The organism is Rothia nasimurium (assembly GCF_928392795.1).
Classification (GTDB): Bacteria; Actinomycetota; Actinomycetes; order Actinomycetales; family Micrococcaceae; genus Rothia; species Rothia nasimurium_F.
The window spans coordinates 212,395-224,413 of the sequence record NZ_CAKMTJ010000003.1 but is presented as its reverse complement, the minus strand read 5'-3'; the positions used below and the strand labels follow the sequence as shown (position 1 = coordinate 224,413).

At 61.4% G+C, this 12,019-nt stretch carries 10 protein-coding genes; 2 read left to right on the top strand and 8 right to left on the bottom strand.

Going from position 1 to position 12,019, the window contains the following annotated elements:
• Position 1: 1 nt before the first annotated feature.
• Positions 2-1,516, bottom strand: a complete 1,515-nt coding sequence (gene miaB / locus L6963_RS05095; protein ID WP_237206789.1) for a tRNA (N6-isopentenyl adenosine(37)-C2)-methylthiotransferase MiaB — start codon at positions 1,514-1,516, stop codon at positions 2-4.
• Between the two features lie 34 nt (positions 1,517-1,550).
• Here miaB and L6963_RS05090 point away from each other — a divergent pair, with 34 nt between their 5' ends.
• Positions 1,551-2,621, top strand: coding sequence for a hypothetical protein (locus tag L6963_RS05090; protein WP_237206788.1), 1,071 nt, complete (start codon positions 1,551-1,553; stop codon positions 2,619-2,621).
• A gap of 91 nt (positions 2,622-2,712) precedes the next feature.
• Positions 2,713-3,936 (top strand): aromatic amino acid transport family protein, encoded by a 1,224-nt coding sequence (locus tag L6963_RS05085; protein WP_237206787.1) that lies wholly within the window; start codon positions 2,713-2,715, stop codon positions 3,934-3,936.
• Positions 3,937-4,003: 67 nt separating this feature from the next.
• On the opposite strand, the gene L6963_RS05080 is transcribed toward L6963_RS05085, so the two are convergent.
• From L6963_RS05080 to L6963_RS05050, 7 genes are all read right to left on the bottom strand, one after another.
• Positions 4,004-5,005 carry a regulatory protein RecX gene (locus L6963_RS05080; protein ID WP_237206786.1) on the bottom strand — a complete coding sequence of 334 codons (1,002 nt, stop codon included), beginning with the start codon at positions 5,003-5,005 and terminating at the stop codon, positions 4,004-4,006.
• Positions 5,006-5,100: 95 nt separating this feature from the next.
• On the bottom strand, positions 5,101-6,207 hold the full coding sequence (recA, locus tag L6963_RS05075; RefSeq protein ID WP_185173268.1) for a recombinase RecA: 1,107 nt from the start codon (positions 6,205-6,207) through the stop codon (positions 5,101-5,103).
• A 204-nt stretch (positions 6,208-6,411) separates the two neighbouring features.
• Entirely contained in the window at positions 6,412-6,633 is a 222-nt protein-coding gene (locus tag L6963_RS05070) for a DUF3046 domain-containing protein (protein ID WP_185173269.1), read from the bottom strand.
• Positions 6,634-6,735: 102 nt separating this feature from the next.
• On the bottom strand, positions 6,736-7,185 hold the full coding sequence (locus L6963_RS05065) for a helix-turn-helix domain-containing protein (RefSeq protein ID WP_237186848.1): 450 nt from the start codon (positions 7,183-7,185) through the stop codon (positions 6,736-6,738).
• Between the two features lie 204 nt (positions 7,186-7,389).
• On the bottom strand, positions 7,390-7,932 hold the full coding sequence (locus L6963_RS05060; RefSeq protein ID WP_237206785.1) for a CinA family protein: 543 nt from the start codon (positions 7,930-7,932) through the stop codon (positions 7,390-7,392).
• Positions 7,933-7,938: 6 nt separating this feature from the next.
• Positions 7,939-8,541, bottom strand: a complete 603-nt coding sequence (gene pgsA / locus L6963_RS05055) for a CDP-diacylglycerol--glycerol-3-phosphate 3-phosphatidyltransferase (RefSeq protein ID WP_237186850.1) — start codon at positions 8,539-8,541, stop codon at positions 7,939-7,941.
• Between the two features lie 94 nt (positions 8,542-8,635).
• The gene (locus tag L6963_RS05050; RefSeq protein WP_237206784.1) at positions 8,636-11,956 is read right to left on the bottom strand and encodes an FtsK/SpoIIIE family DNA translocase; all 3,321 of its coding nucleotides are present in this window, start codon (positions 11,954-11,956) and stop codon (positions 8,636-8,638) included.
• Positions 11,957-12,019 lie beyond the last annotated feature (63 nt).

Below are 12,019 nucleotides of genomic sequence, written 5' to 3'. Positions count from 1 at the left end.
GTTAGAGGGCGGGCTTGAAGGTGGGGAAGCCCAGAGAAACCGGGGTGCCGGGAACCTGGGTGGTACCGGTACCGCAGGAGTCGGCCTGGGCGCGGTCCCAGGCGTCACCGGCGCGGGAGCGGCGTACCGAGTACTGCTCTGCGGTGGGGTCGGAAATCAGGTGGAAGGAACCAGCTTCGGTGATGGGCAGGGTGACCAGGTCGCCGGGGCGGGGCACCTCGCAGCCTTCAGGCACGGTGAAGTGGACCAGGCGCTGGTCGCGGGCCCGGCCCGACAGGCGGCCGGTCTCCTCGGCCTTGCGGCCAGATTCTGCGGTCACCATCAGCTCCACGGTCTTGCCCAGCTGCTTGCGGTTCTCTTCACCGGCGATGCGGTCCTGCAGGGCAATCAGGCGCTCGTAACGCTCCTGCACCACAGCCTTGGGCACCTGGTTGGGCATGGTAGCAGCCGGGGTGCCGGGGCGAATCGAGTACTGGAAGGTAAAAGCGGACGAAAAGCGGGACTCTTCGACCACCCGCAGGGTCTCTTGGAAGTCTTCCTCGGTCTCGCCGGGGAAGCCCACGATGATGTCGGTGGTGATGACGGCCTCGGGGATGCGGTCGCGTACCTTCTCCAGAATGCCTAGGAACTTCTTGGAGCGGTAGGACCGCTTCATGTCTTTGAGCACCTTGTCAGAACCGGACTGCAGGGGCATGTGCAGTACGGGCATAACGTTGGGGGTTTCAGCCATTGCGTCGATGACGTCGTCGGTAAACATGGCGGGGTGGGGGGAGGTAAAGCGGACGCGCTCCAGCCCCTCGATCTCGCCGCAGGCTCGCAGCAGCTTCGAGAATGCCTGACGGTCGCCAAAGCCTACGCCGTAGGAGTTAACGTTCTGGCCCAGCAGGGTCACCTCGATAGCGCCGTCGTCCACCAGGGCCTGCACTTCTGCCAGAATCTCGCCGGGGCGGCGGTCTTCTTCCTTACCGCGCAGGGAGGGCACGATGCAGAATGTACAGGTGTTGTTGCAGCCCACAGAGATAGAGACCCAGCCGGAGTAGACGTGGTCACGCTTGGTCGGCAGGGTGGAGGGGAAGACCTCCAGTGCTTCGAGCAACTCGGCCTGGGCCTCGTTGTTATGACGGGCGCGCTCCAGCAGGGTAGGTAGGGAGCCAATGTTGTGGGTACCGAAAACCACGTCAACCCAGGGGGCCTTCTTCAAGATGGTGTCCTGGTCTTTCTGCGCCAGGCAGCCACCTACAGCGATCTGCATACCCTCATTCTCGCGCTTGACCGGGGCAAGCTGGCCCAGGTTGCCGTAGAGCTTATTATCGGCATTCTCACGCACAGCACAGGTATTGAAGACCACCAGGTCGGGGGTGGTTCCTTCTTCAGCGGGCACGTAACCTGAGGCTTCGAGCAGGCCGCTCATGCGCTCTGAATCGTGTACGTTCATCTGGCAGCCGAAGGTGCGCACCTCGTAGGTGCGGGTTTTGGGTGCTGCCACGGGCTTGTCGGTGTTCACGTCAATACTCACCCGTACAGTCTACTAGGTTGCTATTCTGGGCTCTATGCCGGTTCGCCCTTCTCCCTCATTCTTTGCATCACGTGCCGCCCAGGCTGCGAGTGCCTACTCCCCTAGCGCGGTGGAGCAGCCCGTCGATTCCCCCGCTTTTTTGCGTCTGCTGGCCGGGCTTTTAGAGCGGTCTGTGGAGCTGACCGGCGTTCAGGTTGCTGATGTCGAGGTTCTGTCGAGCGGGATGCGGTCGGTGGTTGTTCGGGTGCGGGGTCATCGCGGGGCGAGCTGTGTGCTCAAGTATTTTCGCCGCAAGGACTCAGCCCGCAACTCTGGCGGTTTTGGCTACCTGCGCGAAAAGCACGGCCTTGCTGCCCTGGAGCAGGTTGCACCGGGGCTCTACCCTCGTCTGCTGGCTGCCGACGACGCTGCCCGTCTGCTGATTCTTGAGGATGTCACCGGCGGCTTCTCGTCTGCTATCAGCCTGGGTGAGCTTCTGCTGTCGTCCGGGGCGGACGCCGCACCCCGGCAGGCCCTGGACGCTTGGGTGAATACCTGGGCTAGTATTCTGGGCTCCCCCGCTCAGGCTGCCGCCCAGGTATCTTTTGCCGCTGAGCTTGCGAGCGCTGACGCGCGGGCGTCCGCACCGGGGTCCCTGCCCTCACCCCAGCTTGCCTTCAAGGGCCTGCGCCGGCTGGCCGAGAGAAAAGGTGTGCCGGTGGGCTCGGCTGAGTTTACGCAGATGGAGCAGGCCGTGGAGGGCATTATCTACCCGGCGCCGAGTGAGAGGGTGCTGTCGTCCGGCGATTTTTCTCCGGCCAACCTGCTGTGGCAGGCGGCCCCTGGGTCGGGGGTTCGCGGTATCGACGCTGAGGGAACTTGCTGGCACCACTGGGCGCTACCGGTTGCTGAACTCATGCTGGGCTTCCCGTCCTGGCCTGAGGGACCCCTACCGCAAGCAGTATTAAGCAGCCTGACCTGGCACACAAAAACCCAAGAATTCTACGAGCAAGTCTCACCCCAGCCCCAGGCAGCTTTTGATCATGATCAGCACGTGGCTTCGGCGGTTCTCACCCTCCAAGCAATCTTAACGGAACAAACTGTCGGGCATAAGCAATCACAATAGCTCTTATTTTGCCCCGCCGGGAGTACTATCTACTTCAGTACCTCACACTGTACGCACCTTTCTTCTGTTCCCCCCTACCCTAAGGATTTCCATGTCCTCGTCCGCTCCGTCAGGGTCAGTCGCTTATCAGCGCCCTGCCCCAACCCTCAGTGTCCTCCAAGGCATCGCCCTCATCTTCGGCACCAATATTGGCGCGGGCATCCTCAGCCTGCCCTACGCCGCCCGCAACGGTGGTTTCCTGGCGCTCGCCATTGCCCTCACCATTGCTGGTTTGCTGACTACCTTCTCTATGATGTACATCGCCGAGGTTTCTCAGCGCACCAAAGAACCACTACAGCTCTCAGGCCTAGCAGAAAAGTACCTGGGTCAGGCTGGCCGGTGGGTTATCTTCCTGGCCATCATGGTCAACTCCATCGGTGCCCTTATCGCCTACGCAGCCGGATCAGGCTCCCTGCTGAATAACCTCACCGGTCTACCCCAGCTCGCTGGTACCCTGCTCTTCTTCGCGCTTGGTTCCTTCATCATGTTCAAGGGCCTGCACGCCACCGGTCTGGTCGAGGGGCTCATTACTACGGGTATGGCAGCAATTATTCTTGCCCTATCCCTCTGGACTATTGTGGGCCCCGGCATCACTCTCTCTAACCTGGTAGAGTTTCACCCTTTCTTCATCGTGCCGATTATGAACCTGGCGGTCTTTACCTTCATGGCCCAGTACGTGGTACCTGAACTGGTCCGCGGGCTTGGCGATACCAACCCCAGGGCTATTCCTACCGCCCTAGTCGGCGGCATGTCAGCCACAGGTTTCACCCTAGCCCTGGTCCCCTTCGTGGCCCTGGGGCTTCTCGGTGATGATGTTTCTGAAGTTGTTACCCTCTCCTGGGGTGAGGCTCTGGGGCCACTGGCCTACTACCTGGCTAATATCTTTGCCCTGCTGGCCATGTTTACCTCTTTTGTAGCTATCGGCTACACCGCTATGCGTAACATCCTTGACATCACCCGCTGGGAGGAACACGGCCCGCTTCGACTTGCAGCTGTTGGCCTCACCGTCCTGCCACCGCTGGCTATCTCTATTGCCGGCCTGGGTGGCTTCGTCTCTGCCCTGTCCTATGCCGGTGGTTTTGCCGGTGCAGCCATGTCTATCTTGCCGGTGCTGATGCTCCGAGCGGCCCGGCAGAAGGGCGAGCTGGAGCCTGTCTGGAAGGTAACCTGGCAGGCTCACCCCCTGGCCCAGGGAATCCTGATTGTGACCTATACGGTTGCCTTTATCTACTCGGTTGCCGCCATTTTCGGTCTTCTGCCCAACGGCTGGTCCTAACCGGTTACCGGCCAGATGGGAACTGGGGCGTACGATACACACCTGTGTACCGTGCGCCCCCCGGTTTTTAGTCGTAGTAGGAGTAGCTGTCTTCTGAGGTCATGCCCATCTCGGTCGCATACGCCTCAATTTCTTCGCGCACCACGCTAAAGGCAAGACCAGCCGGGTAGCCCTTACGTCCCAGCATAGCCACCAGGCGGCGCATGACTTTCTCCTTCTCAGCCCTGTCCCCCAGGTCCATTGAGGGGCGCAGTTTTTTGCGCACCAGCTCGTGGGCGTCGGCGCGCTCGTCCTCCTCGGTGCGCTGCTCCAGAGCTATTTCGGCAAGCTCACCCTCAACGCCCTTGGTTTTCAGCTCCCGCCGGATAGCCGACCGCGACAGCTTCTTCACGTTCATTCGAGTGCGCACATACATATCGGCAAACTCAGCGTCGTTAATCAGGTTGACCGCCTCAAAACGGTTCAGGATATCCTCAATAACCTCCGCTGAGATTTCTTTCTCAACCAGCTTTTTCTCCAGCATGGCCCGGGACTTAGGCGAAGCAGCCAGCTGATTCAGCACAATATTTTTAGCCCGCGTAAATTCACTCTCCGGTTCCTTACCGGCGCGGCCTCTCTTCTCGGGCATGGGAGTAACCCCCTGCACCAGCATCTCTTCGTCGGTGACCGGCTCGTTCAGGGCTGAGCCTTCACGGAAGAGGGGCTGCGAGCGCTTGCGCTGGGGAGTTTCGTTCTCTGGGGCGGACGCCGCCCCGATGGCGGGTGCGAAGGGCGAGCGGGCAGCGTATTTGGCGGGCGGCTTGCGGAACCCTTTTTTGAAGTTGGGGTTGCGACGGCGGGTGTATTTGCCCTGACGGGCTGGTTCCGCAGCCTCGGCTGCTTCCCCACCGTCCCGGTTACTGGCCGCTGCGGCTGATGCTTTACCGGTATAGGGGGTAGCGGTTTGCGTACTGGCGTAGGCGCCAGACTCCCCCGGGAGGTCCTGGGCCAGGCCCTGTGCCGCGGGATGCCAGGCCGGGTACTCCTCAGGGGCAAGAAAATCTTCGACTCGTGGGTTTTCTGCGCTCACATTCCCCTCCTACTACCTACATCGTGTCATGTCGAAAGCCGCCACTACCGGGGGCTTTTCCCGGTAGTGGCGGCTACTAGCTCGCTGTTATGAGTTTAGAAATTCTCAGAGATATCATCGAGCGGGTCAACAGAAGTACTGGGCTCTACCTCGTCCAGCTCTTCCTCTTCGCCCTCAATGATGCCGAGCTTGACCATGGTCTTGTACTTGATCTCTTCGGTCAGTTCGGGGTTGTCCTTGAGGAAACGGCGCACGTTTTCCTTACCCTGGCCCAGCTGATCGCCCTCGTAGGTGAACCAGGCACCGGACTTCTTGACCACGTTGTGCTCAACGGCAAGGTCGAGAATGCCGCCTTCAACCGAGATACCCTCACCGTAGAGAATATCGAATTCAGCCTGCTTGAAGGGCGGGGCCATCTTGTTCTTGACGACCTTAGCGCGGGTACGGTTACCGATGGGGTTAGCGCCGTCCTTGAGGGTCTCAATACGGCGAATATCGATACGTACCGAGGCGTAGAACTTCAGAGCCTTACCACCGGTGGTGGTTTCGGGTGAGCCGAAGAAAACACCGATCTTTTCGCGCAGCTGGTTGATGAAGATAGCGGTGGTGTTGGTTGCTGACAGGCGACCGGTAATCTTACGCAGGGCCTGGGACATCAGACGGGCCTGCAGACCCACGTGGGAGTCACCCATCTCGCCCTCAATTTCGGCGCGGGGCACCAGAGCGGCAACGGAGTCAACCACGATAATGTCGATGGAGCCAGAGCCCACCAGCATATCCATGATTTCGAGGGCCTGTTCACCGGTATCGGGCTGGGAGACCAGCAGAGCGTCGGTATCTACACCCAGCTTGGCTGCGTAGACCGGGTCAAGAGCGTGTTCAGCATCGATGAAGGCTGCGATACCGCCAGCCTTCTGCACGTTAGCCACAGCGTGGAGGGCCACGGTAGTCTTACCGGAAGATTCAGGGCCGTAGATTTCTACCACGCGACCGCGGGGCAGGCCGCCAATGCCAAGGGCGGCATCCAGGGCCAGAGCGCCGGTTGAAATAGTTTCGACCTTGCTGGCCTCGCGGTCGCCCAGGCGCATGACGGAGCCCTTGCCGTAGTTCTTATCAATCTGGGCAAGGACGGCCTCAAGTGCCTTTTCGCGCCCTTCGGCGGGCACCTGACCTACTGACTGCATGCGAGTTTTCGCTGCCATGTATGTTCCTCATTTCTTATCGCGGTACGAGAGTTCTTCTCTGGCTACCACGGTAATACCTAGGGCTGACACTTTAAGGGTTCAGCGCGAAGATTTTGAAAATCTGTGGATAACCCGGTTATGTGTCGCGGGCTGCCGGTCGTTTGTTCACAATCCTACAGGAATTCGAACACATTTTCTATTAAGTACGAACGATTTTCTAGCCTAGGGCCGCGGTTCGATATCGGGCCCCAGCTGCCGTTCCACAGGAACGTCCTGCACCCGGCAGATAGCCAGCCATACCTCACGCACGTTGGCGCCGGCGTCCAGGGCTTGCTGGGCCGTCAAATCACCGAAGTCCCCGGGCACCAGATCACGGGCCAGATGGCGGGCATAGACCGGACCAAACTCATGGTCCATCGCCGCCCAAAATTCACTGAGCTTCATCTTCTTCCTTCCTCCACAGCAAACAGGCACCACAGGGCACAAAGAGAGCCGAGCCCTTGCGGGGCCCGGCTCCATCTCTTAGTTACCTAGAGAGCGAATCGTCTAGCGAGCTGCCAGGGGGCGCTCAACGGCGGGAATATCGCGGCTTGAGGTTGCGGCGATACCGTATTCACGCTTGAACTGTTCTGAGAACTCAGCGGGTACGGTATCGGGTACCGAGAAGCCTTCTTCAACAGCCATGCGGGCTGAGACTTCGGCCAGCATAGCTGAGAGGGAGATGTTCAGTGCCTGGCAGATGGAAGCCAGCAGCTCTGATGAGGCTTCCTTCTGGCCGCGCTCGACCTCGCTGAGGTAGCCCAGTGATACTCGGGCTGAGTGGGAAACTTCGCGGAGGGTGCGGCCCTGGCGCTGGCGAACATCGCGCAGAACTTCGCCGATAGCGTGGCGGAGCAGGATTACTTTACCGGTGTCTTGGGCGGGGGCAGCGTTCTCAGTCTGACCCACATCCTTCCAACGGACGACACCGTTCACGGATACGGGCTGCTTAGTCATTTTTATACCAATCTCCTGGTGGTCGTGCTCCCGTTATATCAGGAGCGTGTGGTTTCAGCCTAGCGCATTATGGCGCTTTCGTCAGCTGAACTCGAGAATATGTCGTTTACTTACGATTTTTTCCCGTTACATCTATCTAAACCCACCCGACTGTATTTTCATTCCCTATTAGCTGAAAAATTCATCTGAAAATTTTCTGGGAGCTTACTTTACAGTTTCAGCAAGGAAGTCTGTGAGCAGGTTCAAGGCATCGTGAGCCGCCTGGGCGCGAATCTCGGCTCGGTTGCCGTCATAGTTTTTTTCAAGCACGCGGACGCCCCCACTGCCCGGGTGCGCCACCGCCAGGTAGACGCGCCCCACCGGTTTTCCGTCGCAGGGCTCAGGCCCGGCGGCACCGGTGGTAGCTAGGCCAAAGTCAGCCCCGCACACCCGGGCGGTTCCCTGCGCCATAGCAATCGCAACATCGGGATCAACAGCGCCTCGCTCAGCCAAGAGGTCAGCAGGCACCCCCAGTACCGAGGCCTTAACCTCGGTGGCGTAGGAAATAACGCCGCCCCGATACACGGCTGAGGCCCCTGGAACGGTGCAGATCAGCTGCCCCACCATACCCCCGGTGAGGGACTCTGCCGTTGCCAGCTGAGCACCGGCGTCCGCCCCCTTCTGCGCCCCATCGGCTGCGCGAGCCACTGCAGCGGCAACCAGGCGGGCAGCTGCGCGCTCAAGGTCCTGGGCACTTGTCTCTACCATGCCGGGCTACTTCCCCTGAGCAGCGAAGTAGTCGCGGCGCAGCTGCATGGCCTTGATGACGTAGTCGATACCGGTTACTACGGTCACGACCACCACAGCGGCCATCACCAGGTAGCCGGGCCACAGAGCCCAGGAGCCCAGCTGCCCCAGCGGGAGAATCATCAGCACCAGGGCCACCGTCTGCAGCACGGTCTTGAGCTTACCGCCCTTAGAGGCCGCCATGACCCCGTACTTGATAATGAACAGGCGCATCACCGTGATACCCCACTCGCGCACCAGAATGACGATGGTGACCCACCACCACAGCTCCCCCAGCATGGACAGCACCACGAAGGCAGCCCCGGTGAGTAGCTTATCGGCGATGGGGTCAGCGATCTTGCCGAAGCTGGTAATCAGGTTGTTTTTGCGGGCCAGGTAGCCATCGAGCCAGTCGGTAATCATGGCCAGCACAAACACGGCGGCTGCCCACCAGCGCAGGCTCAGGTTGGCCTCGCCGTGGGGCCCGCCGGCCCAGAGGGCCCAGACGAACAGGGGAACCATCACAATGCGCAGGGCGGTCAGCGCATTCGGGATGTTCCAGTTAGAAGCGGTTGCGGTCTGGTCGGCCACGGTGTTCTCCTTAGGGTGGTTCCGCCCCGCTCGCGATAAGCGGGGCGGACGCCGTCGGTTGGGTCTGGCGGCGGGCTGTAGTTAGCGGGCGGGGCTAGCGGCCGGTGAGGTTCCAGGCGTCCTCGCTGTCGGGGTCGTCCGCCTCGTCGTAGTAGTCAACAGCCTGCGGCACCCCGTCGTTCATGTGGGCAACGGGGTCGCCGCCGTAGGGGTCATCGGAGGCGACAGCCGGAGGCTCCTCGCCACGGATTTTGGCTAGGACGGCGGGCAGATCATCGGGCTGGACCAGCACGTCACGGGCCTTTGATCCTTCAGAGGGGCCAACAACTTCACGGGATTCGAGCAGGTCCATCAGACGCCCAGCTTTAGCGAAGCCCACGCGTAGCTTGCGCTGCAGCATGGAGGTTGAACCGAACTGGGTATTGACCACCAGTTCGGCTGCCCGGAGCAGGTCGTCCAGGTCGTCCCCGATGTCATCGTCAATCTTCTTGGAGGGCGCTGCGGCAATCACGTCGTCGCGGTAGACCGCAGGGGCCTGCTTCTTCACGTGCTCGACAACCTCGTGGATCTCAGATTCACCCACCCAGGCGCCCTGCACACGCATGGGCTTGGAGGCACCCATGGGCAGGAAGAGGGCGTCACCCTGGCCAATGAGCTTTTCAGCGCCAGGCTGGTCGAGCACCACGCGGGAGTCAGTCACCGATGAAGTGGCAAAAGCCATGCGGGAGGGCACGTTAGCCTTGATCAGGCCGGTGACCACATCGACGGACGGACGCTGGGTGGCCAGCACCAGGTGAATACCGGCGGCGCGGGCCAGCTGAGTGATACGGACGATGGACTCTTCCACATCGCGCGGGGCAACCATCATCAGGTCGGCAAGCTCGTCCACGATCACCAGCAGGTAGGGGTAGGCCTTAATCTGGCGCTTGGAACCGGGCTCAGGCTGAATCTTGCCGGCCTTGACGGCCTTGTTGAAGTCGTCCACGTGCTTGTAGCCGTAGTGGGCAAGGTCGTCGTAGCGGGCGTCCATCTCTCGCACGACCCACTGCAGGGCCTCGGCGGCCTTCTTGGGGTTGGTGATGATGGGGGTAATCAGGTGGGGAATCCCCTCGTAGGCGGTGAGCTCCACGCGCTTGGGGTCAACCATAATCAGGCGCACCTGATCGGGGGTTGAGCGCATCAGGATCGAGGTAATCATGGAGTTCACGAACGAGGATTTACCAGCACCGGTAGCACCTGCCACCAGCATGTGGGGCATCTTAGCCAGGTTAGCGATGACGAAGCCGCCCTCGACGTCCTTACCCACACCCATGACCATGGGGTGGTCGGTAGCGTGGGCCTTAGCCGAGCGCAGTACATCGCCCAGCACCACGATTTCACGGTCGGTGTTGGGAATTTCGATACCGATAGCGCTCTTACCCGGGATAGGCGAGAGGATGCGTACGTCGGCAGATGCCACGGCGTAGGCGATGTTTTTGGACAGGGCGGTGACGCGCTCCACCTTGGTGCCGGGGCCCAGCTCAATCTCGTAGCGGGTGACGGTGGGGCCGCGGGAGAAGCCGGTGACTTCGGCGTCCACGTTGAACTGCTGGAGCACGTTGGTCAGGGCATTGACCACCTGCTCGTTGGCTTCGGAGCTTTCCTTGGCGGGCGGGCCGGCCTCGAGCATGGACTCGGTGGGCAGGGTGTAGGAGCCGGTCGACGACTCCACGACCAGCTCGCCACGGGGCTGCTCGGTTCGTTCTGCCACGGTGTTGTTTTGCAGGCGGGCGGACGCGCGCTCGGCGGCAGGGCGTTCGGCGGCAGGACGGTCAGCAGAAGGACGAGCCGCGGTGGGTACTTGCCCGGAACCTGCGGTAGCAGGCTGGGGGGCAGATGCCTTGGCTGACGAAGCGGCACCAGCAGCGGCTGAACCAGCAGCAGCTCCGGTCAGGGCAGCGCCCAGCGAGGCAGCAGAAGAGCTGCCCTTACCGGGGCGGGGCACAGCAGGGGCTGATGCGGGGGCGGGTGCTGATGCAGGAGCAGCAGCCGGTCGGCTAACAGGCTGAGGTGCAACAGTCTCGGGCTCAAAGCCGTCACGGTCTGCTTCTACCGGTTCAGGGCTATAGCCGTGATCCGCGGCAGCCTGGCGGGCCTGGTCCAGTCGCTGGGCCGGGGCGTCCGAACGGTCTTCGTCGGGGTAGCTGGCAGAAAGCTCGTCCTCGCTCTCCCACAGGCCCTGGTCAAAGAGCTGGGCCTGCTGCTTGGCAGCCTTAGCCGCCGCTTTCTTCTCGCGGCGGGTCTGCTTGCGGGGTGCTTCTACGTCAAAGGCCTCAACAGGTCGGTTTGACGTCTTGGCGGCACGGCGGGGCGCCGGGGCCACCTGCTCAACGCGGGCGGTCTCGGGGTCAGCCTCAGAGCCGTCATCGATCACAGCGGTCTGGTAGGCCTCGTCCGCCTCGTAGCGATCTAACCTGCGGTCACTCTCGGTACGGGGGCCAAAGCCCAACCAGCCCAGTAAGCCACCGCGACGGCGGGGAGCCGGGGCGGGGGCGTCCTCGTAGAGATAGGAGCGGTCGTGGTCGCCCTCTAGCACGCGAGTTTCGGCCTCGTCCTGAGAACGGGAGGCACGGGAAGGACGCCCGGCATCAGCGACCGAACCGTGGGGCTTCTCCCCCAGCATCAGACCGAAAATATGCATTATCTTAGGCCAAATCTGACGCAGGGGCGTATCGGTGGCCACCAGCAAACCGGCCAGGAAAACCAGGGCAATCAAAAGCCATTCCAGCACATTCACGCCGCCTACGATACGGCTGGCAGGGGTGCCAATCAGCACACCAACGGTACCGCCGCCGCCCCAGAATTTATCAAAACTCGATGAGAAAGAGGGGTAGCCCGCCACCTTAGCCCCCATCATCGAGGCAGAGACCGTCATGATGGTAAAGCCAATGGCGATGCGGTTGTTAGCTCGCACCTCCAGCGGGTGGCGGAAGATACGGATAGCAAAAATCAGGCAGAGAATGGGAATCAGCAGGGAGCCCTGGCCGAAGAGACCGCCCACAGCGATGTGCCACAGGTGCAGGGGCCACTCGTACCACGACAGGCTAGCGGGGTCCGCCCGCCAGCCCCACCATTCCACGCCGGCGGTCAGCAGGCCGATAGCCAGCACCAGCAGGGCACCGCCGTCGCGGCGTTCGTGGAGTTCAATATCGGTGCGGAGCTCGCCCATTCGGCGTACGGCACCGCCCACGGTGAAGGCCAGGGCCTGCCAGGCTCCTACCAGGGCACGCACAAAGGCGTTACTTTCCTGCGGGGGTGCTGACGAGGCCTTCCGGCTTCTACCTTGAGCTGAGGTTGAGCGACGTGAGGACGTCTTGGAGCGGCTCCCCGCGGCGCGGGGGGCTGATTTACTCGATGCAGACTTTCGCGGAGCCATTCTTCCCAATACTGCTTGATGATCGGTTGCGTTTAAATAGCTTACCCGGCGGCAGGTAAAACT